Below are 26022 nucleotides of genomic sequence, written 5' to 3' on the forward strand. Positions count from 1 at the left end.
TATCCATAAAATTAATTGTAAGCCTCCCTTTAAAAAGAAATCTGTCGCCAAAACGTAGATTTGGTAGGCGCAATTCGGTTTAAGGTCGTGAGTAAATCTGTGATGGGAAGTTGTGGCCCTCCAGAGAACATAGACGCTATTTCTTCTGCTTTAGAGTCAAAAAACACCCGATTTAAGAAGTTATTAGGGCGTTTATTATACATCGCCTTCATTTTAGTAATTGCATCCATCACGGCTTTCTTTCCTTTCTTGGTATCATCTGCCATCACATCAAGTCCTTTGCGATGGTATTCATATAAAACATCGCTAAAGTCCCTAAAGTTAGGGGATAATAAGTCTTCGTTCAATCTATAGCGCGATTGTGGGCCGTCTTGTGGTCTCCATCCCCTGTTATTACTTCCTTGTGCAGTGGTGACAATTTGCTTTGCAATCTGAAAGTATTCATCGCCTTGGTTTAACTTAAAGGTATTTGTATCATATCCAATAATAGTGTACACATAAAACGCAAGTACAGAAACTAAGTTAGAATCAAAAGTATTCGGGTTAAAAATAAGCGGTTGGAATTCTACATATTCAAAATCAAAATCTCTGTCGTTAAAGTTAAAAACAGGACTGTCATAATTTGAATTAAATACAGGACGCGAAGATTGCACTTGTACAGTAGCCTTAAACGCATCAGAGTTTACTTCTTGAACAATGATGTTAAACGAGCAATCGATACGCTCTTGTTGTTTATAGTTCTCATCGGTCCACTTTGTATTATTGATAAACTCTGTAAGCTGGCGTTCAAGGGTTTTAAATACCTGAAGTTCTGCTTTTCCAGTTTGCTCTGCATTAATAATCACCACAGCATTCAGTTCTTGCGCTTGTAGTGATACGGTGCATAAAATTACAAAGAGTGCGATAAGTGTTCTTTTCATGTCGTTTTTATAAGTATCTGATCAAAAATATCTTCGGCTACTTCTTTTTTTGATTTTAAATCATACGGAGTAATCGATCCATCTTTGTCTATAAACGTAATTTTATTGGTTTTGGTCTTAAAGCCAGCACCTTTATCTCTAAGCGAATTTAAAACAATTGCGTCTAAATTCTTCTTTTTCAATTTTTTTAGTGCATTTTCTTCCTCATTTTGCGTCTCTAACGCAAATCCAACTAGGAATTGCCCTTTCTTTTTCTCACCCATAGAGGCAAGAATATCTTTGGTTTTTACAAGATGAATCGTAAAAGTATCATCGTTTTTCTTGATTTTTTCTTCGGCTACATGTGCCGGTTTATAATCGGCTACGGCGGCAGAAGCGATAGCAATATCACATTGCTCATATACTTTATGTACAGCTTCGTACATATCGTCACCAGAAACCACGTTGTGAACGGTGACTAATTCATGCTGAACTTTTAGTGCACTTGGCCCTAAAATTAAATCGACAGCCGCCCCCAAATCAGCTGCTCGTAATGCAAGCTCAGCTCCCATCGTACCACTACTATGATTTCCTATAAAGCGCACTGGATCTATCGCCTCATAGGTAGGACCTGCAGTAATCACAACACGTTTATCTCGTAATGGTAGTTTTTCTTGCATATGGTTTTCTATGAAACGAACAATATCTTCTGGTTCTGCCAGTCGTCCTTGACCTACAAGACCACTCGCTAATTCTCCGCTCGTCGCTTCTATCATGATGTTTCCGTAGGAAGTTAGTTTTTCAAAACTTTCTTTTGAAGAAGGATGGATGTACATATCCAAATCCATAGCAGGCGCAAAATAAACGGGGCATTTGGCACTAAGATAAGTGGCGAGTAATAAATTATCACATGCACCATGTGCCATTTTTGATAATGTATTGGCTGTTGCTGGGGCTATGACCATAAGATCTGCCCACAATCCAAGCTCTACGTGATTTGTCCAGACCGCATTGTCATCGTCGTCTTTTGTAAAAGAGCTATGGACAGGGTTTTTTGAAAGTGTAGAAAGTGTAAGGGGTGTTACAAAGTCTTTTGCTTTTTCTGTCATAACAACTTGCACAAAAGCGCCAGCTTTAATAAATGCTCTTACTAAAGTGGCGCTTTTATAAGCTGCTATTCCAGCGGTAACACCTAATAGTATTTTTTTACCGCGTAATACTGACATAAGGTCTAAATTTATGCTTTTGTATCTTCTTCAGAAATACTGGTATCTCTGTAGTAAATACGGTCTTCTAACCACTCTTGCACCGCAAGTGCGTGTGCTTTTGGAAGACGCTCATAAAATTTAGACACTTCTATTTGTTCTTTATTTTCAAAGATTTCTTCTAGACTATCATTAAATGTAGCAAACTCATCTAATTTATCAGAAAGCTCTTTTTTGATTTCTGTATTGATTTGTGTTGCACGCTTAGCAATAATAGAAATCGCTTCATATATATTGTCTGTAGGGGCATCAACTAGATTTTTATCAATCGTTGTTGTGTTTACGGGTGCATCAATATCTTTAATATTCATCTTACAAAAGTGTTTAATTTATAGTCTCTTCTTCTACTGGTACTTGAAGTCGCTCGTTAATGTCTTCTAACATTTTCGTCACTTCTTTTGTGTATTTTCCTGATGGGTAATATTTTTCTAATATTCTATAGGCTTCTTTTGCTTCTTCGAGGCGAGCTGGCATTAAGTCCAATCGACTTCCGATAGCTAATTGGTACGCTGAGTCAAATTTCCAAAACATAGCATCTTCTCTATACACAGATCCTGGATACTCAGATATAAAATTGTCAAAGGATTTGATAGCATTGGGAAAAGTACCACGACTCGCACCAATCGTATTATACCCTTTGGCGATTTCAAACTCTTTTCTCTCTAGTTTAGTTTGTAATTCCTTTACCATTAGGTTGGCTTCATCTTGTCTTTCCGATTCAGGATACACATTGATAAATTCCTGTAATTTATCCATGGCTTTGTAAGTATCCACCTGATCAAGATAGTATTCTGGCGAAAGTTGATAATAACTCTCTGCACTCTTAAAAGCAGCTTCCTCTCTCTTAGTACTTTGTGGATATGATTTTACAAAACGCTCAAATTGATATCCTGCTAAGTAGTAATCCTCTAATTGGTAATAAATGTCAGAATATGCATACATCACACGCTCTGCTTGTGGACGCCCTCTGTATAAAGGTACGATTTGCTCGTAAAGCTTTAGTGCTTTTTTATAGCTACCGCTTTGATACAACGAATCTGCGATTTCGTACTTAAGTTTGATATCGTCAGATTTTAGCGCATCTTGGTATGTTGAACACGAACAAAATACAGTGGCAAAAACAAAAAGGATAAGGATATTCTTCATATGATTAAAACAGCAGGCAAAATTACAAAAAAACTATCACATAATAAAACGATATATAACGACACCATTTATTAATTGATATGAATCAAAAATAAACCGATTTATGGTCCCTGTCATGGGATTAGCATAAGATTAACGCCTTTTTATGATGTTTTAAGATACGCCCCTATTTTTTGATGCAATGCTTCACTGGCTTTCACTAGCGGTAATCGCACATGTGCTTCACAGATACCTAAATGCGAGAGCATCGATTTTATTCCCGCTGGATTTCCTTCTTCAAAAATAAGATCGATCGCTGGCATGATTTTATAATGTGCTGTATACGCTTTCGCGAAAGCGCCCTCTAACCCATTCCTCATCATTTCAGAAAATGGTTGTACGATCCCTTGCCCTATCACCGAAATCACGCCGTCACCTCCAGCCGAAACCATTGGCAATGCCAGCATATCATCACCAGAAATCACCAAAAACCCTTCGGGTCTATCTTTTAGTAATCGCAGTGCCTGTGTCATCGAACCCGCCGCTTCTTTGATTCCAATAATATTCTCAAAATCGGTTGCCAATCGCAAACTAGTACTTACTTCCATATTACTCCCCGTACGTAAGGGCACATTGTACATAATAATAGGTAGTGATGACGCCTCTGAAACAGCCTTGTAATGTGCATAAATACCATCTTGCGTAGGTCTGTTATAATAAGGAGATACCGATAGAATCGCATCAAACCCGTCTACAACTCCCGCGGTCTTAAGTGTTGCTACGATAGCGGCTGTATGGTTTCCTCCCAATCCTAACACAAGTGGCACACGCTTATTGGTAATGGATACAATATGACGTTTAATTTGTTTCTTTTCTTCTTCAGAAAGCGTAACACTCTCAGCAGTGGTTCCTAGGGCTACTAGATAATCAACGCCTTGATCTATATTATACTCAATAAGTCGTGTGAGTCCATCAAAATCGATAGACAAATCTTCATTAAAGGGAGTTACTAGCGCGACTCCTGTGCCACGAAAAGATTGCATGTTATAAAATTTTAAGTATTCGTAAATATTTTTCTAATTCATTAATCAATACCATTTCTTCACCAATTCCTGTGGTAATCACTAAATCATGAAGTCCGTCTTCTTCTTTGATAAGACCTACTTTAAATACAGCATTAGAGAGTCCTGATATTAATCGAAGCGGTAGTCGGTCTTCTGTGTAATAACTTAACAACACATCAAAATCTTTTGCTACAAATGCTTTTAAAGAAGCTGTTTTGAGTGCTGCATTCCATCCGATGGATTTTAAAGCATACATCCCTTCTATTTCTTTTTGATCTTTAGGCAGTTTAGCTACGTACGTAAAGATCTCAATATCATTTTCTTTAATTCCTAATGCTTTTGCAAGCGCTGTTCTACTTTTTATTTCAAAAGGTGCTCCTTTTTCTTGAAGGATACCAAGCGTACGAATCGGCCTGCCAGAAGGGGTATATTCCCGATTGGCCACCTTGTTTTTAAGTTTTCTTGTAATGGATTTTTCCTTTAATCCGTTTAAAAACATTTATCTTCGCTTTTTAAGCAAATGTAGCTAAAAAACGGACTAAATTGAACTTCAAAATGACACTTAAATTAAATATACATATACTGCTTTTATGCAGTGTTTTTATAGCATTTATAGGCTGTAAACAAGAACAGTACAGTGTTTCTAGAGTAGATGCCTCTACGGTTACTGTAGACAGAAACATCAAAGAAGACACCACGGTCACCGCTTTTATTGCGCCATATAAAGAACGTGTAGATAAAGAAATGGACAGTACACTTGCCTATGCGCCTGTTTCTATTTCTAAAAAAGATAGTAAGTATAATACCGCCATTGGCAACATGATGGCAGATGCTGTGTTTGAATTGGCAAATCCTGTTTTTGAATCTAGAACCGGCTATCCATTTAATGCAGTACTTTTAAATTATGGAGGTATCCGAGCCCCGCTTTACAAAGGAAATGTAACCACAGGAACCGCTTATGAATTGATGCCTTTTGAAAATGAAGTAGTGGTTGTAGAGCTGAGTGGTTTTCAAATGAAAGAGTTATTTGCCTACCTCGCACACGGAACAGCGCATCCCATTTCTAATTTACAAGTAATCCTCAACGAAGATGGAAGTCTAAAAAAAGGATTGATCCAAGGACAGGAGATTATTGATAATGAAACCTACTTTATCGCCACCAGTGACTATTTACAAAAAGGAGGTGATAATATGACATTTTTAAGCAAACCTGTAAGTCTTCTCACATTAGACTATAAGATACGCAACGTACTGATAGATTACTTTAAAAAACAAGATACCATCGCTCCCGTAAGAGATGATAGATTTATAAAAGAATAAGGATATGAAACGCAGACACTTTATAAAACAAACCGCTGCCGCAGGGAGCCTTATTGGACTTGGAGGGATAGCCATGAGCGCTTCACCGCTTGTTACAAAAAAGCAAATTACCATCTTACATACCAATGATGTGCATAGCCATATAGAACCATTTGCAGAAAATGATCCTAACTATGCAAATCAAGGGGGTGTTGCTAGACGATTAACACTCATAAATAGTATTCGAAAAGAAAACCCAAATGTCTTATTACTAGATGCAGGAGATATTTTTCAAGGAACACCTTATTTTAATTTTTACGGAGGCGAGCTAGAGTTTAAACTCATGTCGATGTTAGGTTATGACGCCGCTACGATAGGAAATCATGATTTTGACAATGGCATCGGCGGTCTTGCTAAGCAAATGCCACATGCATCATTTGAATTACTGTCAGCCAACTATGATTTTTCAAATACGATCATGGACGGATTCACAAAACCGTATCGTGTCTTTGTCAAAGATGGAGTTCGCATTGGCGTTTTTGGAATTGGTATCGAATTAGACGGACTTGTGAATCAACGTGAATATAAAGAAACAAAATACCTAGATCCCATAGAACGTACAGAGGATATGACCCGTATTTTAAAAGATGAGGAAGCCTGTGATCTGATTATTTGTCTATCACATCTTGGATATGACTACAACAATAAAGATCGTATCTCAGATCTCAATTTAGCGAAAGCCACAAAAGACATAGACCTTATTATAGGCGGGCACACGCATACGTTTTTAGAAAAACCTACCCTCACTCAAAACAAGGATGGAAATGTAGTACTCGTCAATCAAGTAGGCTGGGGAGGTATTCATTTAGGACGTGTCGATTTTTATATAGATGCTGCGAAGAGTACAGAACACACCAGCACGTTTTATAACATCTAATTAAATGTAGTCTTCCTCCTCATCAAAGGCTTTCACTTCATTAATTCGTGTAAGGTATATCGCGAAAATAATCTTTAAAAAAGCACCAAAAATATGAGCCATTACGATATAAGCTCTATGGTCTGACACGTATTCGTACGTGAAGGCACACACCATTTCTGCAATCAAACCGCCACCAACACCCCACAACATAATATGATCAGGGTGTTTATTAAAAAGAGGAATACCGATACACGCAACAATAATCAATAAAAAGGAAATAACAGAGGGAATAAATAATGTCAAATCAGGTATTAAAGGAAAAATCAAGTATAAAACATACCCAATGACATAGCTAATTCCTAAAAAACCAATGACTAATTCTGTTATGTTATGCGTACTAAAGTTTTTTATATTGACCTTAATCACGGGTTTTAAGAGCCATAAAAACAATAACTGACTGGTAATATGCAGAAAAGAGATGATATTAATATACTTCTCATAATCATATAAAAATAAAACTTCATAAAACATAGCAACCAACAGGTATGCAAAAAAAGGAAATACAAATTTCCCTGTTGCCTTATAATGATATAGAAATAGAAACAAGGCGTACAAAGGAAAAAACACCAATGTATACTCCACACTAAAAAACATAGTCGCCAATACCAAAAGTACCGATACAATAATCGTTAGTGTCCTATATATTATCCCTTGCATATACTTCATTCTCAATTAAAGCCAGTTTTAAAAATTCTTGCTCAGAAATAATCGTAATCCCCAAGCCTTCTGCTTTGACTAATTTACTAGGCTCCATTTCATGACTGTTATTTGACCGAAAGTAAGTATAAATCTGAATAATTTGCAATTACAGTTAAATTAAACATAACTATCATTATCAAAGCTAGCAATATCTTCAATACGAGTAAGATATATAGCAAATAGTATCTCTAAAAATGCTCCGAAAATATGAGACATAACAATATATGCCCTATGATCTGATATATACTCAAAAATAAAACTACAGCACATTTCAGCGACCAAAGCTGTTCCTATACCCCACAACATGAGATTATCCGGATGTTTATTAAAAAATGGAATCCCAGTACATAGCACTACAGTAATAAAAAAAGCTAATAGCGAAGGAAAAAAAAGAGTGAAATCCGGTATTAAAGGAAAAACTAAATAAAGTACATATCCCAAAATATAACTCAATCCCAAAAAGCTTATAATCGACTCTGTTAGGTTATGACCACTAAAACTTTTAAACTCTACTTTTACTATGGGTTTTAATAATATTAAAAAAGTAATTTGACTTACAATATTGAGAAATGACAGCAAATTAATATTCTCAGAAAAACCAACCATAAATCCTATTTCAGCAAACATTAAAGAGACCAAGTATATCAGAAAATACACATTAAACTTCTCCGTAGCTTTGTAATGGTATAAAAAAAGAAAAAACGTAAACAAAGGATACCCTATAAACGTATACTCTATATCAAAAACCATAGTGGCAAGAATCAAAAATACAGCTACGATAATCGACGATGACCTGTAAATCCTACCATGTATGTACGCTTGCTGTTTGATTAAAGTAAGTTTAAAAATTCTTGCTCAGAAATAATCGTAATCCCCAAGCCTTCTGCTTTGGCGAGTTTACTAGGTCCCATTTTATCACCAGCGACTAAGAAAGAGGTTTTAGAAGAAATAGAGCTCGATACTTTCCCGCCGTTATCTTCTATAAGTTTCTTTAAATCATTCCGGGGCATTTCAAAAACACCTGAAACCACAAACGTTTTTCCTTGTAATAGATCCGATTGATCCGCCAATTTCTCTGCTGAAATCTCAAGCTGCACTCCGTATGATTTTAATCGTTCTATGAGTTCTCTGTTTTCCGCTTTCGCGAAAAAAGCCACCACACTCTCAGCAATCTTAATCCCTATTTCATCCACAAGTACAAGGTCTTCTTCTGAAGCCATCGCAATGGCATCGATGGTTTTGTAATGTTTGGCAAGTTTCTTAGCAACTGTTTCTCCTACATAGCGGATACCCAATCCAAACAATACCCGCTCAAAAGGAATTCCTATTGAAGCTTGTACACCCTGCACTAGGTTTTCAGCACTTTTTTGCGCCATTCGCTCTAATGGTACTAATTGCTCGACCGTGAGTAGGTATAAATCTGCATAATTGGCAATTAACCCTTCTTTCACAAGTAACGCAACTGTCTCTCCCCCTAACCCTTCTATATCTAATGCTTTACGCGAAATGTAATGCTGAATCCTTCCGATAATTTGTGGAGGACAGCCTGCTTCATTTGGGCAGTAATGCTGTGCTTCGCCTTCGGTACGTATTAGTGGGGTGCCACATTCTGGACATTCAGTGATATAAGCCGTAGGAACAGAATTTTCAGGTCTTTTCGTTAAGTCTACAGCAATGATTTTCGGGATAATCTCCCCCCCTTTTTCAACAAAAACTTCATCGCCTTCTCTGATATCGAGTTTTGCAATTTGGTCTGCGTTATGCAAAGACGCTCTTTTTACCGTCGTTCCTGCCAGCTCGACAGGCTCTAGGTTTGCAACAGGCGTAATCGCTCCCGTTCGACCCACTTGGTAGGTGATTTCGCGTAAGCGTGTAGACACTTGTTCGGCTTTAAATTTATATGCCATCGCCCATCGTGGAGCTTTGGCAGTGTACCCCAGTTCCTCTTGTTGTTGTAAACTATTGACTTTGACCACCACACCATCGGTTTCATAAGGCAACTCATGACGTGCCGTATCCCAATGGTTGATAAACGCCAAGACCTCATCTATGTTATACGCCAACTGAGCAGCATCGGGTACTTTAAAGCCCCATGCTCGTGCTTTTTCTAAGCTCTCCATCTGACTGGTGATCCCTAAATTATTCCCTGTGATGTTATAGAGCAAACAATCCAAAGGTCGTTTTGCCACCTCTGCACTGTCTTGTAATTTAAGACTTCCCGAAGCCGTATTTCGCGGATTACGATACAACTCTAACCCCTCGGCTTCTCTCGCTTCATTCATTTTATAAAAACCATCCCAAGGCAAGACAATCTCCCCGCGTATATCAAACTTAGGAGGATAATCCCCTTTTAGTTTTAAAGGCACTGATTTAATTGTTTTCACATTAGTGGTCACGTCATCTCCTTGAAAACCATCCCCTCTCGTAAGTGCTCTTACCAATTCGCCATTTTCATACGTAAGACTGATAGAAGCACCATCATATTTTAATTCGCAAGTATACGACACAGGACCGTCTACTTGTTTTTTTACACGCACTTCCCAATCTTCAAGATCTTGTTTTGAATACGAGTTATCCAACGAGTACATCCGATGCTCATGAACCACCGTCTCAAAATTTTTGGTGATACCGCCTCCTACACGTCTGGAAGGAGAGTTAGGATCATCAAATTCGGGATGTGCTGCTTCCAAGGCTTGTAATTGCTTGAGCAATTGATCAAACTCAAAGTCAGAAATGATAGGATTATCGAGCACATAATACCGGTGGTTATGCTCTTGAAGTTCTTTACGTAGGGATGTAATTTGCTGTTCTATTGTCATTAATGATATGCTTTCGCAAAAGCGAACTATATTAAACATTGATTCTTTTAAACATCACAAAATAATGATTTTAATGTGACTATAATCTACCTTTTATAAAAAGCTATAAACATAAAGGGCTACTTTTTCAAGCACCCCTTTACAACACATAACTTCTATCAAATACTATTGATAAAGTTATTAATCATCTATAAATATCTTACGTACTAATGCGGCTAGAATTCCTCCTGCAAGAGGCGCTACAATAAATAACCATAGCTGCTGTAATGCAATGCCTCCTGCAAAAATTGCAGGTCCTAAACTACGCGCAGGATTTACCGAAGTACCTGTAATTGGGATAACCACAAAATGAATTAATGCAAGTGAAACTCCAATAGCGAGTCCAGCCATTTGTGGGGACGCATTTTTTGCCGTAGTTCCAAAAATGACCATTAAGAATAAAAAGGTAAAAACTAGTTCTGCTATAAAAGCTGATTTCATAGTATAAGCGCCTAAATAGCCTTCACCCCAGCCGTTACTTCCAAGTGCCCAAGGTCCCATTTCAAAACCAGCACCTCCCGTGGCAATGAGATACAAAATACCAGCACCTACAATCGCACCAAGACATTGTGCGATCACATATCCTGCGAGGTCTTTTACAGAAAGTTTCCCTGCCACACACATAGCGACAGAGATTGCTGGATTAATATGACATCCTGAAATCGGTCCAATGGTATACGCCATGGCTACCACAGCAAGTCCGAAGGCTAGAGAAATTCCTAGTAACCCCAATCCAGCAGGTCCCACAGTAGAAACGCCTGCAATGCTTGCAGCTCCACATCCAAATAACACCAAAGCAAACGTCCCAAGACCTTCTGCTGTATACTTTTTAATTCTACTCATAATAAATTGACTTTATGGTTAGTAACCCTAAAGTAGCAAAATTATTAGCAAGTTAAAATACGATTAAAATTTTTGAAATAGCTTCGGTAAAATGCATAAAAACACCGACAAAACAAGCAGATGGATGGAAATTTACTAGATCATCAAGCCATAAATACGCTGTGTGTCTTGATTAGGAATCAAATGTTTTTCCTTAAAATGCCTCGTGAGCTTGCCCTGAAATAGTTGACGTATCTACGTCCGATCACCTTTTAACCATTTAGGAACGTCTTGGGGTTTGTAGGCTTTCATTTTTGATACAAGCCCTTCTACCGTCGTATCAACAATAAGGAGTTCGTAATTTTCCATTTTTAAGAAACCTCTCCGCACCATGTGTTCTAGCATTTTTAATAAATCGTCATAAAAGCCATTGACATTCAGAAGCCCAATGGGTTTTTGGTGGAGACCTAATTGACTCCACGTGATGATTTCAAAAAGCTCTTCTAAAGTGCCAAAACCACCAGGGAGGGTGATAAATCCATCGGAGATTTCTTGCATGGTCATTTTACGCTGGTGCATATTCTCATTGGTAATCAACTCCGTCAATCCCAAATGCACCACTTCTTTGAGCTTTAAGAATTCTGGTATCACGCCAATCACTTTCCCTTTATGGTCTAAACTCGCTTGCGCCACTTGCCCCATCACGCCTATTTTTGCGGCACCATACACTAGTGTAATGTCATGGTTAGCCAGGTACGCCCCTAATTCTTTAGCTTGCTGCTCTACTTGAATATCATTGCCTTCACTGCTTCCGCAGAATACGCATATCGATTTTATGTCAGTCATTGTTTTATTTTTTTCATTTTCTAAAAGATAGAAAATGGAGGTTGAAAAATTGATTTGTTATTTCGCTTAAAGCGAAAATAGCCACAGCACGTAAAACACTTATGAATAAGGCATATACGTTACTTCCATGCCTTGATCATCCGATCATTGCCAAAGATATCTTTACGCAACTGTACGTTTGTAAATCCGATGTCTTTAAGGAGTTGGATCGTTTCTTTACCAAGATACTGATTGATTTCAAAAAATAACCTACCGTTTCCTGATAAGTTATCAAAAGCTAATTGTCCAATCTTTCGATAAAAAAGCAACGGATCTGTGTTTGAAACAAATAAAGCCGTATGAGGCTCATGATCCAATACATTGGATTGAATTTCTTGTTTTTCGAGTTCGCGTACGTACGGAGGATTGGACACAATCACATCAAAAGAGGATGCTAATTTTTCTGTTTGTAAGATATCTACTTGCGTAAAAGTTACCTCCACCTCATTTGCAATAGCATTTTGGGTAGCTGTTTCCAAGGCACCTTGAGAAATATCATACCCAGCCACCTTTGCATTCACCAGATGCTTAGCAAGGCTCACGGCTATACAACCCGAACCTGTCCCGATATCTAAGATCGATCGTAATGGCTGCTTGCTTTGATTTGTGTCATTCTGAGCACTCTCATTTAAATCGCCCCCATTTTCTAGACGCTTCTCTTCGCTCTTCTCTATTCTCTTTTCTCTATTCTCTCTTCCCTCTTTGTTCCTTGCGCTCGCTTCTTCTTTTGTCTTTTGATCTTCCAAAATCCACGCTACCAATGCTTCGGTTTCAGGTCTTGGGATCAATGTATCAGATGTGACCTTGAATGGTAATCCGTAAAATTCGGTACTGCCTATTATATATTGTATCGGTTCGTGCGTTTCCAATCGAGCCAATAACTGTTGAATGTCTTTTACGGAAGCTTCCGTGAGCTCTTCTTCTAATCGGAGTACAATATCCATGCGGCTATAGCCTAGAAAGTGATCCATAGCCATTTGGAAAAAGCTACCTACTTCTTCCAGCGGATAGTGACCCTGTAGACGCGTTTCAAAAGTAGTTCGGAGGTCTTTTATTTTCACGAAAGTGTACTCATTTACAAATCGATAAGCATATGTACGGGACATGAAAAATGCCCTGTATCGCCCATCGGACCATCTATGTAGCGAAATCCTGTGCGGGTATATAGTTTTTGTGCAGCTTCCATATACGGCATGGTTTCAATATAACATTGATCATAGCCAAAATCACGTGCCGCGTCCAAACAGGTTTGCATCATTTGCGCTCCAATACCTTTCCCTCTCGCTTCCTCAAGAAAATACATTTTTTGGAGTTCGCAGACATTCCTATCATAATTATCGAGTTGTGCTACGCCTGCGCAACCAATCAATTTTCCTTGATCTTCTACCACAAAATAGCGGGCTTTAGGACGGTCATAGGTTTCATACATCATGTCTAATGCAGCATCGGCATAGGCAGTTCCCACCTTAGGAACGCCTAATTCTATAAGCACTTTACGAACAACAGTAGCCACTTGCTCATTATCTGCTTTTTCAATAGGACGAATAATAGGTTTGCTCATCGAAAGTTATAGTTCTATTTTTGCGCTGTGAAGATACACGAAAAGTACATAAAACGCTGTATAGAATTATCAAAAAATGGACTCCCAAGTGCGATGCCTAATCCTTCTGTGGGGGCACTTCTCGTGGTAGAGGATCGTATTATTGCCGAGGGGTATACCAGTGCCTATGGCGGGAATCATGCCGAGGTAAATGCCATTAGATATGCACAAACACATACACCAGCACTGATCACGAAAGCGACGTTGTATGTCACGCTAGAACCTTGTAGCCATTTCGGAAAGACGCCACCGTGTGCTGATCTTGTCATAACATCAGGCATTCCAAAAGTAGTAATTGGCACCATAGATCCGCATGCAAAAGTAGCAGGTAACGGCATCAAAAAACTCATAGAAGCTGGCATTGATGTCACTGTGGGCGTATTAGAAGCCGAATGTTATGAAGCCAATAAACGTTTCTTTACTTTTAATAAAAAAAAGCGCCCGTATATCATTCTAAAATGGGCAGAAACATGGGATGGTTATATCGCTCCGTTAGAAAGAAGCAAAACCGCTCCTGTGTGGATTACCAACACCTATTCAAGACAACTCGTTCATAAATGGCGCAGCGAAGAGCAAGCGATTCTAGTGGGTGCACAAACTGTACTCGCTGACAACCCATCGTTGACCACCAGAGATTGGTATGGAAAATCTCCGTTGCGAATTGTACTAGACGAGCGAGATGATTTACCAAAAGAAACCGCTGTTTTTAATCAGGAAGCAGAAACGATGGTCATCGCCTCACAAGATCCAGAAGAAATTGGACATATTCTCTATGAAAAAGACATCCAATCTGTGATCATTGAGGGGGGCTCCAAAACATTGCAGCGCTTTATAGATTCGGATATTTGGGATGAAGCTCGCGTATTTACAGGAAAAACGATATTTGGAGGAGGCACCAAAGCACCTATCTTTACTCAAAAACAACAAAGTAATATACCTGTATATCAATATATTAAAGGAGATACACTCACCATCTATAAAAATAACAAGTTGTGATCTACTTACTACTCAGCATTGCTTCGTCTTGTGTCATTTTTGTAGTCTTTAAACTATTTGCCCGTTTTAAAGTCAATACCTTACAAGCGATTGTTTTCAATTATTTGACGGCAAGTACCCTAGGTGTATTATTATATGAAGGTCCCTTCACCACGTCGTCTATTCCGCAACAGGATTGGTTTTCCAGTGCAGTTGCTTTAGGCTTTCTGTTTATTCTTATTTTCAACTTGATGGCCATTACCACCCAGCGCAGCGGACTCTCGGTGGTGTCGGTAGCGACTAAAATGAGTGTTGTGATTCCCATCCTTTTCGGGATCTTTTATTATAAGGAGTCATTAGGTGTATTGAAAGCAAGTGGGATTATCATCGCACTGATAGCGGTTTATCTCGCCTCTGTAACATCTAAAGAAGGAATTCCATTTAAAAAAACGAACCTTATTTTTCCAGCGTTGGTTTTTTTAGGAAGCGGAATTATCGATACAAGTATTAAGTATATTGAAGAAAAGTATCTGAGCGAGGGAGATCTTCCTATATTTTTGACAACTGTTTTTGGTACCGCAGGAATCGTGGGACTCCTTATTATAGGAAGCCAACTCTTACGAAAGCGTTTTACCTTTAAAGTCAAAAACATCCTTGCAGGCATCTGTTTAGGAATTCCGAATTACGGTTCTATGTATTTTCTCGTAAAAGCCTTACGAAATGACGCTTTTGATAGCTCGACGATCTTTACCATCAATAATGTAGGGATTGTTATGATCTCTACCTTGATAGGAATTACGTTATTTACGGAGAAGTTACACCTTAAAAATTGGATAGGTATTGCACTGGCAGTGATTTCTATTATATTGGTTTCACTTTCGTGAAAGGATATACTGATGGTATTACTAATAATATGCTTTCGCGAAAGCATATACACGCCCTTTCAGATCGGAATACGATTTATACAATTGTTTAGTATCATTAATTGGAAAAAAAATCAATGGGATATAAAAAGAAATGGCTAGATAATGCTGACGAAGACTTACTCAAATACTTGGACAAAGTAAGTGACATTATAAGTCCTTTATTTAAAAATAATGGAAAGGTAGATTTACTAAATCTTGAAAAAAAACATGATTTAGAACTTCTACTCGGACTAATACTAAACTGCAATTTTGCTTCCAATGGAGGTGGAAATAGCCTAAGTTTTGGTGCAGACTATGTTATTGCAATTCAAATAGAAGTTGAAAACAACAAATACCTAAACTATTGGGGAAAAATAAATTGGCTATCAATGCCAAATGGCCACGAATGTCACAATTCGTATCAAGATCCATTTTATGTACTTTTTAAACTTGAAAATAATCACATAGACATTGTTGACTCCATGTTTGGTGATTATGACAAAACAGATTTGGACAGTCAACAATGGATTTACTCCGAAATAAATTGGATGTATGATTTATAAGAGAACAAACACAAAGCAATGGTCACAATTAGCACATGTTTTGGCTTTAAATCTAACGGTTAGTATTTTAATTCACATATTAATCATTACCACGCTATGAAAGACACCTATAAAACCATTACAAGCCCATCTCCCGAAGCTTTATTTAAAGATCGGAATAGCAAGTTTTATGGGTACGCCTTTCCTGTAGAAGATGAAGATCAGATTAAAGAACACATTGAAGATTTAAAAAAACAACACCATCAGGCACGGCATTGGTGCTACGCATGGGTGCTTGGAAAAGATTACAGTCGGTATCGAGCGAATGATGATGGAGAGCCATCCAATAGTGCGGGTGCTCCTATCTACGGACAATTACAAGCCTATGAACTCACCAACACGCTGATAGTAGTGGTGCGCTACTTTGGCGGGACGAAGCTAGGTGTTGGTGGATTGATTAATGCATACCGCTCTGCAGCACAACTTGCCTTAGAAGAGGCGAGCATCGAAGAAAAAACCATTGATGTTATCTTTACAATTACCTTTGAATATGCACTTATGAATAAAGTGATGCGGGTGATCAAAGAGCAAAACATTCGGATTATAGGTCAAAAATCTGAACTAGCTTGTGAGTACACACTCGCGATTCGAAAGAAAGATTTTGAACAAAAAAGTGTACTTGTAAAAAATATCTACGGTGTAAAAGTGAACAAAAAAGACACTTAATCTTGTAGTTTATCGAGAATATAAGCAGGACATCTCATAGGTCTATTTTTTTTAGCATCCATAAAAATTAATTCGGTACTTGCAGTTGTTAACAATTCATTCTGTTGATTATAAATTTTATAGTCAAAAATGATGCGAACTGTAGGCAAACTTCGTAAGCTGACAGTAACCTTCAACAGATCATCAAATTGCGCCGATTTCTTATATGTAATACTTAAAGAATATACAGGTAAAAAAACACCACTCTCCTCCATTGATTTATAGGAAATCCCCAAGTCATTTAACCACTCAAGTCTAGCTATTTCAAGGTATTGCGGGTAATTTCCATGATGCACTACACCCATCTGGTCTGTCTCTGCGTATCGAACTTTAATAAAAGAATTATGTGTTTTCAAGGATTGCCTCGGTTTTTTTTTGTAGTTTTAAAACATGCTAAGTATGCACAAAAATTAATCGAAAAACAACCCCTAAGTTGTTTTTTTATTCAAAAAATTGTTCACATATTTGCTGTAGGTTAAAAGGGGGAGCAATTATGTTCATAATTGATGAATTTTTAACCTTCCATAGTCAACTAACAACCAAACTAATTATAGTAACTAATGAGTAGAACTGCGCAATCTGTATGGGATAACTGTTTGTCTTTTATAAAGGACAACATTACACCCCAAGCATATAAAACGTGGTTTGAACCTATCAAAGCTGTAAAGCTTACAGATGTCGCATTGAACATTCAAGTGCCAAGTAAGTTTTTCTATGAGTGGCTAGAAGAACACTACGTGAAGCTTTTAAAAGTAGCGCTCAATAAAGAACTAGGGGATAACGCAAAATTGGTGTATGTCATAAAAATGGAAAACACCTATGGAAACAATCAACCGTTTACAGAAAAAATCCCTAGTGCCAATAGATCTTCTTTAAAATCACAAGAAGTAGACGCTCCTTTTAAAAATAAAAACCCTGAGCTTAAAAATCCATTTGTCATTCCGGGAATCCGTAATTTACAAATAGAGTCACAGCTCAATCCTAGTTATAACTTTGACAACTTCTTAGAGGGTGATTCTAATCGTCTTGCTCGTTCAGCAGGGATGGCAGTTGCCAATAAACCTGGAGGGACTTCATTTAATCCATTGCTTATTTTTGGAGGTGTTGGTCTAGGAAAAACGCACCTAGCACATGCTATTGGGGTTCATATTAAAGACCAATATCCAGACAAAACAGTATTATACATCTCAGCAGAGAAGTTTACACAACAATATATAGAGTCTGTAAAAAAGAATAACCGAAATGATTTTATTCATTTCTATCAAGTCATTGATGTTCTGATCGTTGATGATATTCAATTACTAAGCGGAAAAGCAGGAACACAAGATGTATTCTTCCATATTTTCAACCATTTACACCAAAATGGCAAACAAGTGATCCTTACCAGTGATAAGGCACCTGTAGATATGCAAGACATTGAACAACGTTTATTATCTCGTTTTAAATGGGGATTATCAGCAGAGTTACAACATCCTGGATTTGAAACCCGTATTTCTATCATCAAACACAAACTCTATCAAGATGGTGTCGAGATGCCTGAGGAGATTGTGGAGTTCTTAGCAAATAATATCAAAACCAATATCCGTGAACTAGAGGGTGCGATCATTTCCTTAATTGCACATTCATCGTTCAATAAAAAAGAAATTACCCTTGATCTTGCTAAGAAGATTGTAGATAATTATGTAAAGCATACCAAACGCGAAGTATCCATCGATTATATTCAAAAAATCGTTTCTGATTATTTCCAAATGGATGTAGATACTTTACAATCCAAAACACGTAAGCGTCACATTGTACAAGCGAGACAATTAGCTATGTTTTTTGCGAAGAAATTAACCAAAGCATCATTAGCAAGCATTGGTTCTCAAATAGGACAACGTGACCATGCCACGGTATTGCATGCTTGTAAAACAGTAGATAACCTTGCCTCTACAGACAAGCAATTCCGTAAATACGTAGAAGATTTAAATAAAAAGCTAACGGTATAAACACCGTTACTTTATTCCATATAAAAAGGGTCAAATGTATGCGCATTTGACCCTTTTTTATGGAATATCCCACTTTTTAAGAATTCATTCTTATTTTAGAGGTTCTAATGTATATACCTGTTAATAAACTGCATACATGAATCATAAAATCCTACTCTTATTACTAATTATACTTCTCTCCTTTTCAGGTTTTGGGCAACAATCATATACCTATCAAGTACCTTCGGAACATGCTGACGGATGGAAAACGAGTGATTTGAAATCCCAAAAAATAGACACCTCCTTACTTTTTAAAGGTTTTAAACAATTGGCAAGTGCAGATCACAAGATTCACAGTATCCTCATCATCAAGAATGATCATCTTGTTTTTGAAGAGTACTATCAAGACTATTCCTATAACTCTCTACACGATTTACGGTCTGTGAATAAAAGTATTAAGTCGATTCTCATGGGAATTGCTATTGACGAAGGCTTTATCAAAAGTGAAAATGACCTAATTTCTAAATACTTAAAAACACCTATTCCTAAAAAGAATCTTGATCCTCGCAAAGAAAATATTACCATCAAACACCTGCTCACCATGAGTACTGGATTGGAATGTAATGATTGGGATAAAAAATCAAAAGGACAAGAAGATCGTGTGTATAAAAAGAAAGATTGGTTGCAATACACCTTAGATCTTCCTATGGATCGAGAACCAGGTACAACGGCTCTCTATTGTTCTATGGGAACGCTACTTGCTGCCGAAATCATAGAGCAAGCTTCTGGAATGTCATTAGATGCATTCACTAAAAAGTATTTGTTTGATCCTTTAGGGATCACAAATATCCAACGCGGACACACAACCTCTGACAAAGAAATTATCTCATCTGCCAAACGCTTGTACATGACCCCTAGAGATATGGCAAAAATTGGCAAACTCATTCTCCAAAAAGGAACTTGGGAAGGGCAACAGATTGTATCTGAATCATGGATCACCACTTCTACCAATATACACACTCAAATTACAGGGATTGACTACGGTTATTTATGGTGGCAATTTCCATTCAATATTCAAGGAAAACCTACCTACGCAACCCTAGCCACTGGAAATGGCGGCCAATACATTATGATTTTTCCTGAACAAAATATGATTATTGTTTGTACGGGTGGAGCTTATAATTCACAAGAAGATAAACTTCCATTTAAGATTGTAAGCGACCTGGTGTTGCCTTCTTTGCGTCAATTATAAATAGGAATCGCTAAGGGTACGCTTTCGCACTTCGGCATGGCTCAGTATAAACTTCTGCGTCACTATGTTCCTTGAAAGCGTAACATTTCCTATTTTAGTGATCCCAAAATCAATGATTATGAACAAAACCAAGATCCTCATGGTGTGCCTTGGCAATATCTGCCGATCACCCCTTGCCGAAGGAATCCTTCGCAATAAGCTAGATCCTACACTATTTACAGTAGACTCAACGGGAACAGGAAATTGGCATGTAGGAAATCCTCCTGATAAACGAAGTGTAGCAGTCGCTAGAAAATATGGCCTTGATATTTCCGGGCTCAGAGGGCGGCAATTCACCAGTAGAGACTATCAAGATTTTGATCATATTTATGTGATGGACAGCTCTAATCTAGAAAATGTCCTTGCACTTGCAAGCCATGAAGAAGATCGCACTAAAGTAACTATGATCCTAGATACGATATTCCCGGGGGAACGAGTGGATGTCCCTGACCCCTATTATGGAGGAGAAGATGGGTTTGAACGTGTTTATAAAATGCTAGATGAAGCATGCGATGTGATCCAGCAGCGACTGAGCTAGTTTCAATTCTTATTTTAAATGGCTTAGAAACAGATTTTGTATATTTAAAAAAACTATATTATCATGAAAAAAATTAAAATCCTACTTACATTTTTTTTGGCCACACACCTTTCTTACAGCCAAACACCCGACATTGCTATTCTAGAAGTGGCTTCAGGTTTTGACAATCCTGTGGACATCCAAAATGCAGATGACGATCGCCTTTTTATTGTAGAACAATCGGGGGCGATTCAAATTATCAATAGTGACGATACTGTAAACAGTACGCCGTTTATTACCATTCCAGTGAATAATAATGGATTTGAACAAGGGCTTTTAGGGCTTGCCTTTCATCCTGACTATGCCACGAATGGCTTCTTTTATGTGCATTACACACAAGGCAATGGAGATACCCAAATATCAAGATTTACCGTAACCAGTGATCCTGATATCGCAGACCCAAATTCTGAATTTCCACTTTTAGAAGTAAGTCAGCCTTTTTCAAACCATAATGGGGGCGGACTTGCTTTTGGAGCAGATGGCTTTTTATACATTGCCCTAGGAGATGGAGGAAGTGGTGGAGATCCAGGAAATAGAGCCCAAAACCCAGGACTTCTTTTAGGAAAAATGTTACGAATCGATGTAGATAACCAAGATACCAACTTGAACTATGCGATTCCTACTAGCAATCCGTTTGTAGGAGATACGAGCTTTCGACCTGAAATCTGGGATTTAGGACTACGTAATCCCTTTCGTTTTTCTTTTGATGATGAGACGGGTGCCATGTGGATAGGTGATGTTGGGCAAAATCAAATAGAAGAAGTAGATCGCGGTATAGGAGGTGGTCATAATTATGGATGGCGTTGTTATGAAGGGAATAGCCCTTTTAATACGGCTGGATGTCCTGATGACAGCGAACTCACCTTTCCAGTAGCGCAATATTTGCATAATGGTAATGGACCTGCTAAATGCTCTATTGTAGGAGGATATGTGTATAGAGGGAGTCAATTCCCTACCATGCAAGGCCTGTATTTCTTTGCCGATACCTGCAGTGATGAAATTGCGTATATAGATGCTACTACACCTGCTGATATTACATACAGTGAGCAATTTAGTGGAAACTCATTTGTTACTTTTGGAGAAGACATCAACAAAGAATTATATATTTCTGGATTAGGAGGAACGGTTTTTAGAGTCGTCGATGCTGACTTATTAAGTACCGATGATTTTGATCAAACTACACACATACGTGTGTATCCGAATCCTGCAACAGATATGCTCACCATAGAACGTACTGATGTTACCAATACAGATACCTTACGCATTTTTAACATCACAGGAAAATTGGTGAAATCACAATCAATTGCGGATCCGACAACAACTTTACGTATTTCAGATTTGACTTCTGGAATTTACCTGATACAATTTGAAACTTCTGGATATACACAGAAACTAATTATAAAATAACAATACATTCCTATGAGTGAGCCCCAAGCGCTTGGTAAATTATATTTAATTCCAACTACTTTAGGAGAGACGAGTGCCCTTGAGGTGATTCCTTTATCGGTAAAAAAGGTGATTGAATTGGTTGATCATTATATTGTTGAAAATGAAAAAACAGCCAGACGATCTATTAAAGCTATTTCCCCAGGGAAATCACAACCGAAGTTACAAATCAAGCTTCTTAATAAATATACAGATGAGTTAGAACTCCCGTCGTATTTAGATCCTTGTTTTGAAGGAATTTCCGTAGGTCTACTCTCTGAAGCTGGTGTCCCCGGGGTGGCCGATCCTGGCGCTGATGTGGTGAAAATTGCGCATCAAAAAGGCATTCAAGTGGTTCCGCTAGTGGGTCCTTCTTCCATTCTCATGGCAATGATGAGTAGTGGTATGAATGGGCAGAATTTTGCGTTTAATGGATATTTACCTATCGAGCAAAAACAACGTAAAATGGAATTAAAGCGACTCGAAAAGCTATCATTTGATACCGGGCAGTCGCAGCTGTTTATTGAAACCCCGTATCGCAATGATAAAATGTTACAAGATATTGTGAACTCAGTACATGCAGATACACTCATCTGCGTGGCATGTGACATTACGTTACCTACAGAGTTTATTCTGACCAAACCAGCGAGCTATTGGAAGAATAATATGCCAGATCTTCACAAACGCCCTGCTATTTTTATCATTCATAAGGGGCTGTAATATAGGATCTCTGTTTTTTTATAAAAGTTAGTAGATCGTTACTTATATTCTATTGTCCAATTGAGCGCAGTCGAAACCTACATATAGCATTCAAATAGTTCTCGATTGCGCTCGAACGGACAAAAGTGACTATTTCAAAAGTCAGAATGTCAGATAATTAAAAAATGATATTATTGGACAAGTACCTAGTGACCTCTATTATTTTAAATTAGAAGGCTTCCCATACGTGCGTTGTACTTTCTTAACCATAGGCTCTAAACCATTGAGTTTGATTTCATACATTTCTTCTAGGAGGCGTCCTAGTTTCCCTTCTGGAAACCCTTTTTGCTTAAACCACACAAAATAATACTCAGGGATATCAACAAGGTAGTAGTCTTTGTATTTTCCAAAAGGCATTTTATAATGCGCAAGTTCGATAAGATGGTCTTGGGGTGTCAAATTATAAGCCTTTTGTAGTTTAATTCTATTCCTTTACTATCAAACCTCGAAATAAGAAAAATTTTATCGTAACTAGATGATAGCTTAGGGTACTGTCCTAAATCAATAAGAGTATTTTCATCAACCCTACTGAATATATAATCAACTAAAATCAACCAATTCTTTTCAAAAGAAATTGAATCTAAATTATCTAGTAATTTTTTTTCTTTTTCACGAATAGCAATTTCAAGAGCTTGATACCTTTTTTTTGTAACATCCCAACCTACTTCGTCTTTATCACTCCAAACCCCTAAATAAATATTAGTATCTTGATCATCACGTGACTCATATAAAGTGTAACTAAAATTAGACCCAATTGAAACACTTTTACCAAATATCTTATGCTTTATTGTGTTTTTAATAGATTCCTCAAGGTTTTTGTAAAATTTATTATCAGGTTTTAGGGGCCTCTTGTAAGCAACAGAGGCTATTAAGCAATGATTTAATCCTGTGTCAAATTCATTTAGAAATAAACGCATCCTGTTCAAAAAGCTTTCCTTAAAATCCTCTAATGCTACAAATTTCCCGTCTACTTCTATTTGATGATTTAATCTTCTAACCTCAACTCCAATTTTTCCTATGGAAAAATCTGGGAAAGTATAACAACCTCTAGGCTCAAAATCAATATTATCATAACCTAAATAAAGTAAAAACTTTTTTGCTTTTTTTTCATCTTCATTCATTCCAAAAAAATCAATATCACTCCCCATACACCTTCTCCCCTCCTACATAGGTAGCTTTGACTTCTAGGTTGGGAATTTTGTCTTCATCTACGGTCATGATATCTTCATCCATGATGATGAAATCGGCGAATTTTCCAGTTTCGATGCTTCCTTTCTCTCCTTCTTCAAAGTTGGAATAGGCTGCCCAAATCGTCATTCCTTTCAAGGTTTCTTCTCTTGTTAAGGCATTTTCCATTTGGTATCCACCTTCTGGGTATTGTTTTAAATCTTTACGCGCTACGGCGGCATAAAACGTATAAAACGGACTCACTTGCTCCACAGGAAAATCGGTTCCTAAGATGACAATGCCTGACTTATTCAATAAATCTTTAAAGGCATACGCGCCTTTGATACGTTCTTCGCCTACGCGATCTTCTGCCCAATACATATCACTTGTCGCATGCGTTGGTTGCACAGATGGAAGAATCTTTTGATTAAAAAAATCAAAATCAGTTTGTGCCACGACTTGCGCGTGCTCTACTTTCCAGCGAGGATCTTCTATATTTTGCAACGCTTCCTTGTAAGCGCGCAACACCACCACATTGGCACTGTCGCCAATGGCATGGGTATTCATTTGAAAACCAGCTTCTGCAATACGTTTTGAAAGGTTTTGAATCTCAGAAACGGGTGTGATCATCGCTCCAAAATGACCGTCTTTATCTGTATAGGGTTCTTTGAGTGCTGCTCCTCTTGATCCTAAGGCACCGTCTCCATATACTTTGACAGAACGCACATTAAGGTAGTCGGTTTTTACTTTTCCAGTGGTTAAATAATGATCTAAGTTTTCTGGTTTGTTGCTAATCATCGCATAGATACGCATTTTCAAGTCGCCTGTGGTTTGTAAACTATCAATCAACTCGATAATGGGTTTATCTAATCCTGCGTCATTTACGGTTGTCAGTCCGTAAGAAAAGCAGACTTCTTCGGCACCTTTGAGGGCGGTAATATTTTGTGCTCTGCTGGCTTTTGGCATCACAGCATCTACCAACTCTTGCGGACGGTCTACCAACACGCCAGTGATTTTTCCATTTTCTTTTACGATTTCGCCTCCGGCAACCACGGTGGTATCAGTGATTCCTGCCAAGTCTAAGGCTTTTTGATTCACAAGATAGGCATGACCGTCTACACGTTCTAAGGCGACAGGCACCTCTGGAAATAAGGCATCTAGTTTTTCTTTGGTGGGGAATTCTTTGACTTCCCAATCGTTTTGGTCCCATCCTCTTCCTCTTAAGAAAGGGGTGGCTGGGTTTGCTTTCGCGAAAGCGGACACACGCTCCAACACCTCATCATAACTTGTTGTCCCGACAAGGTCTACGACTTGTAGATTCTGACCTAATCCATAAAAATGACAGTGTCCATCAATGAGCCCAGGCAACACTGTTTTTCCAGAAGCGTCAATTACCTCAGGGGCAGTATAGCCATCTGTAATTTCTTGAGAAGTGCCTACAGCGACAAATTTTCCGTCTTTGATGGCAAAAGATTCCGCTTTCGCGAAAGCGTCATTCACCGTATACACGGTAGCATTGGTAACGATAAGATCAACATCTTGTTTTGTAGTGCAAGAGATCGCAAATATGAGTACACATAAAAAAGTAAGAATTCGCATAAAAAAGATTTTGCACTAAAATACAAAACCTCCTGAGATATAGATAAGATCAAAACAATTTAAAAAAGTAATCTGTAGCTAGCAAAACCTGTATTTTCAATAGTAATATCGTCTGCCTCTACAGCCACATTACTATAGCTGTTTAATAGACAGCAAGGGTCTGAGTCAACTTCAACAGAAAAACGAAACGCCATATCAAATATATCTGGAATAAAAATCTGATAGTTTTCTAATGTGCTATTTTCTACAAAAGAAGGAAGTACAATGACTGTTCTGTCACCTGGTCCAAAGGTTTCTGCATAAAAATTAACAGCTTCATTGGTTTGAATATTGATCATTTGTAAGCTACTAATGTCAAATGTATTATTTGAGAATAAATCCTCCCCTGTGGCTGCTGCAACAAATTCTAATCGTAAACTGACTGTTGCACAATCTATCAGATTACAAGCATTCTCAATTTCTGGTTCATCCGAGCCGCAAGAAGAGCTACAAATGGCTATAAATAAGTAAATGACACATCGTTGTAACATGATTTTTTAATTTTGGGGGTTATAT

General features: G+C 37.9%; 29 protein-coding genes. 11 read left to right on the forward strand and 18 right to left on the reverse strand.

The window, feature by feature from the left end; all coding sequences use genetic code 11:
* Positions 1-29 precede the first annotated feature (29 nt).
* The 6 genes from porD to ACFO3O_RS00905 form a co-directional block, all read right to left on the reverse strand.
* On the reverse strand, positions 30-920 hold the full coding sequence (gene porD / locus ACFO3O_RS00880; protein WP_379976635.1) for a type IX secretion system protein PorD: 891 nt from the start codon (positions 918-920) through the stop codon (positions 30-32).
* Positions 917-2125, reverse strand: a complete 1209-nt coding sequence (gene coaBC / locus ACFO3O_RS00885; RefSeq protein WP_379976636.1) for a bifunctional phosphopantothenoylcysteine decarboxylase/phosphopantothenate--cysteine ligase CoaBC — start codon at positions 2123-2125, stop codon at positions 917-919. The genes porD and coaBC overlap by 4 nt, the downstream gene beginning before the upstream one ends.
* A gap of 11 nt (positions 2126-2136) precedes the next feature.
* The gene (locus ACFO3O_RS00890; RefSeq protein ID WP_379976637.1) at positions 2137-2475 is read right to left on the reverse strand and encodes a DNA-directed RNA polymerase subunit omega; all 339 of its coding nucleotides are present in this window, start codon (positions 2473-2475) and stop codon (positions 2137-2139) included.
* A 13-nt stretch (positions 2476-2488) separates the two neighbouring features.
* A complete protein-coding gene (locus tag ACFO3O_RS00895; protein ID WP_379976639.1) occupies positions 2489-3310 on the reverse strand; it encodes an outer membrane protein assembly factor BamD in 822 nt (273 codons plus the stop codon).
* A 143-nt stretch (positions 3311-3453) separates the two neighbouring features.
* Positions 3454-4332 (reverse strand): 4-hydroxy-tetrahydrodipicolinate synthase, encoded by an 879-nt coding sequence (gene dapA, locus ACFO3O_RS00900; protein WP_379976640.1) that lies wholly within the window; start codon positions 4330-4332, stop codon positions 3454-3456.
* A gap of 1 nt (position 4333) precedes the next feature.
* Positions 4334-4852, reverse strand: coding sequence for a DUF6913 domain-containing protein (locus tag ACFO3O_RS00905; RefSeq protein ID WP_379976641.1), 519 nt, complete (start codon positions 4850-4852; stop codon positions 4334-4336).
* A gap of 56 nt (positions 4853-4908) precedes the next feature.
* On the opposite strand from ACFO3O_RS00905, the gene ACFO3O_RS00910 reads away from it, so the two are divergent.
* Both ACFO3O_RS00910 and ACFO3O_RS00915 read left to right on the forward strand, forming a co-directional pair.
* Positions 4909-5673, forward strand: a complete 765-nt coding sequence (locus ACFO3O_RS00910; RefSeq protein ID WP_379976642.1) for a 5'-nucleotidase C-terminal domain-containing protein — start codon at positions 4909-4911, stop codon at positions 5671-5673.
* 4 nt (positions 5674-5677) lie between these two features.
* Positions 5678-6589, forward strand: coding sequence for a metallophosphatase (locus tag ACFO3O_RS00915; protein ID WP_379976643.1), 912 nt, complete (start codon positions 5678-5680; stop codon positions 6587-6589).
* Here the strand turns inward: ACFO3O_RS00915 and ACFO3O_RS00920 are convergent, their stop codons facing one another.
* From ACFO3O_RS00920 to ACFO3O_RS00950, 7 genes are all read right to left on the reverse strand, one after another.
* On the reverse strand, positions 6590-7297 hold the full coding sequence (locus ACFO3O_RS00920; protein ID WP_379976644.1) for a hypothetical protein: 708 nt from the start codon (positions 7295-7297) through the stop codon (positions 6590-6592). It lies immediately after the preceding gene.
* A 150-nt stretch (positions 7298-7447) separates the two neighbouring features.
* Positions 7448-7957, reverse strand: a complete 510-nt coding sequence (locus ACFO3O_RS00925; protein WP_379976645.1) for a hypothetical protein — start codon at positions 7955-7957, stop codon at positions 7448-7450.
* Between the two features lie 203 nt (positions 7958-8160).
* On the reverse strand, positions 8161-10149 hold the full coding sequence (gene ligA / locus ACFO3O_RS00930; protein ID WP_379976646.1) for an NAD-dependent DNA ligase LigA: 1989 nt from the start codon (positions 10147-10149) through the stop codon (positions 8161-8163).
* Between the two features lie 180 nt (positions 10150-10329).
* A complete protein-coding gene (aqpZ, locus tag ACFO3O_RS00935) occupies positions 10330-11031 on the reverse strand; it encodes an aquaporin Z (RefSeq protein ID WP_379976647.1) in 702 nt (233 codons plus the stop codon).
* A 234-nt stretch (positions 11032-11265) separates the two neighbouring features.
* Positions 11266-11856: an LOG family protein gene (locus tag ACFO3O_RS00940; protein WP_379976648.1), complete on the reverse strand. Its 591-nt coding sequence runs from the start codon at positions 11854-11856 to the stop codon at positions 11266-11268.
* Positions 11857-11975: 119 nt separating this feature from the next.
* Positions 11976-12956 carry a N5-glutamine methyltransferase family protein gene (locus ACFO3O_RS00945; RefSeq protein WP_379976649.1) on the reverse strand — a complete coding sequence of 327 codons (981 nt, stop codon included), beginning with the start codon at positions 12954-12956 and terminating at the stop codon, positions 11976-11978.
* Between the two features lie 14 nt (positions 12957-12970).
* Entirely contained in the window at positions 12971-13456 is a 486-nt protein-coding gene (locus ACFO3O_RS00950; protein ID WP_379976650.1) for a GNAT family N-acetyltransferase, read from the reverse strand.
* A 27-nt stretch (positions 13457-13483) separates the two neighbouring features.
* Here ACFO3O_RS00950 and ribD point away from each other — a divergent pair, with 27 nt between their 5' ends.
* The 4 genes from ribD to ACFO3O_RS00970 all read left to right on the forward strand — a co-directional run bounded on the left by ribD (position 13484) and on the right by ACFO3O_RS00970 (position 16643).
* Entirely contained in the window at positions 13484-14491 is a 1008-nt protein-coding gene (gene ribD, locus ACFO3O_RS00955; protein WP_379976651.1) for a bifunctional diaminohydroxyphosphoribosylaminopyrimidine deaminase/5-amino-6-(5-phosphoribosylamino)uracil reductase RibD, read from the forward strand.
* Positions 14488-15354: an EamA family transporter gene (locus ACFO3O_RS00960; RefSeq protein WP_379976652.1), complete on the forward strand. Its 867-nt coding sequence runs from the start codon at positions 14488-14490 to the stop codon at positions 15352-15354. Before ribD ends, ACFO3O_RS00960 begins: the two co-directional genes overlap by 4 nt.
* Before the next feature lie 116 nt (positions 15355-15470).
* Entirely contained in the window at positions 15471-15938 is a 468-nt protein-coding gene (locus ACFO3O_RS00965; protein WP_379976653.1) for a hypothetical protein, read from the forward strand.
* A 96-nt stretch (positions 15939-16034) separates the two neighbouring features.
* Positions 16035-16643, forward strand: a complete 609-nt coding sequence (locus ACFO3O_RS00970) for an IMPACT family protein (RefSeq protein ID WP_379976654.1) — start codon at positions 16035-16037, stop codon at positions 16641-16643.
* On the opposite strand, the gene ACFO3O_RS00975 is transcribed toward ACFO3O_RS00970, so the two are convergent.
* A complete protein-coding gene (locus ACFO3O_RS00975) occupies positions 16640-17038 on the reverse strand; it encodes an acyl-CoA thioesterase (protein WP_379976656.1) in 399 nt (132 codons plus the stop codon). The two genes, ACFO3O_RS00970 and ACFO3O_RS00975, sit on opposite strands and share 4 nt — an antisense overlap.
* Positions 17039-17242: 204 nt before the next feature.
* On the opposite strand from ACFO3O_RS00975, the gene dnaA reads away from it, so the two are divergent.
* From dnaA to ACFO3O_RS01000, 5 genes are all read left to right on the forward strand, one after another.
* On the forward strand, positions 17243-18670 hold the full coding sequence (gene dnaA, locus ACFO3O_RS00980) for a chromosomal replication initiator protein DnaA (protein WP_379976657.1): 1428 nt from the start codon (positions 17243-17245) through the stop codon (positions 18668-18670).
* 136 nt (positions 18671-18806) lie between these two features.
* Positions 18807-19901, forward strand: coding sequence for a serine hydrolase domain-containing protein (locus ACFO3O_RS00985; protein ID WP_379976658.1), 1095 nt, complete (start codon positions 18807-18809; stop codon positions 19899-19901).
* A gap of 118 nt (positions 19902-20019) precedes the next feature.
* A complete protein-coding gene (locus tag ACFO3O_RS00990) occupies positions 20020-20478 on the forward strand; it encodes a low molecular weight protein-tyrosine-phosphatase (protein ID WP_379976659.1) in 459 nt (152 codons plus the stop codon).
* 63 nt (positions 20479-20541) lie between these two features.
* Complete coding sequence (locus ACFO3O_RS00995) at positions 20542-21924, forward strand: PQQ-dependent sugar dehydrogenase (protein ID WP_379976660.1); 1383 nt, start codon at positions 20542-20544, stop codon at positions 21922-21924.
* A gap of 12 nt (positions 21925-21936) precedes the next feature.
* On the forward strand, positions 21937-22662 hold the full coding sequence (locus tag ACFO3O_RS01000) for an SAM-dependent methyltransferase (RefSeq protein ID WP_379976662.1): 726 nt from the start codon (positions 21937-21939) through the stop codon (positions 22660-22662).
* A gap of 198 nt (positions 22663-22860) precedes the next feature.
* Here the strand turns inward: ACFO3O_RS01000 and ACFO3O_RS01005 are convergent, their stop codons facing one another.
* From ACFO3O_RS01005 to ACFO3O_RS01020, 4 genes are read right to left on the reverse strand one after another with little or no spacing between them, the layout of a single operon-like run.
* Complete coding sequence (locus tag ACFO3O_RS01005; RefSeq protein WP_379976664.1) at positions 22861-23100, reverse strand: DUF3820 family protein; 240 nt, start codon at positions 23098-23100, stop codon at positions 22861-22863.
* On the reverse strand, positions 23097-23849 hold the full coding sequence (locus ACFO3O_RS01010; protein ID WP_379976666.1) for a hypothetical protein: 753 nt from the start codon (positions 23847-23849) through the stop codon (positions 23097-23099). Before ACFO3O_RS01010 ends, ACFO3O_RS01005 begins: the two co-directional genes overlap by 4 nt.
* On the reverse strand, positions 23839-25467 hold the full coding sequence (locus ACFO3O_RS01015; RefSeq protein WP_379976668.1) for an amidohydrolase: 1629 nt from the start codon (positions 25465-25467) through the stop codon (positions 23839-23841). Before ACFO3O_RS01015 ends, ACFO3O_RS01010 begins: the two co-directional genes overlap by 11 nt.
* A gap of 59 nt (positions 25468-25526) precedes the next feature.
* Positions 25527-25997 (reverse strand): hypothetical protein, encoded by a 471-nt coding sequence (locus ACFO3O_RS01020; RefSeq protein WP_379976669.1) that lies wholly within the window; start codon positions 25995-25997, stop codon positions 25527-25529.
* Positions 25998-26022 lie beyond the last annotated feature (25 nt).

The sequence above is a fragment of the Dokdonia ponticola genome, from assembly GCF_042653865.1.
GTDB lineage: Bacteria > Bacteroidota > Bacteroidia > Flavobacteriales > Flavobacteriaceae > Dokdonia > Dokdonia ponticola.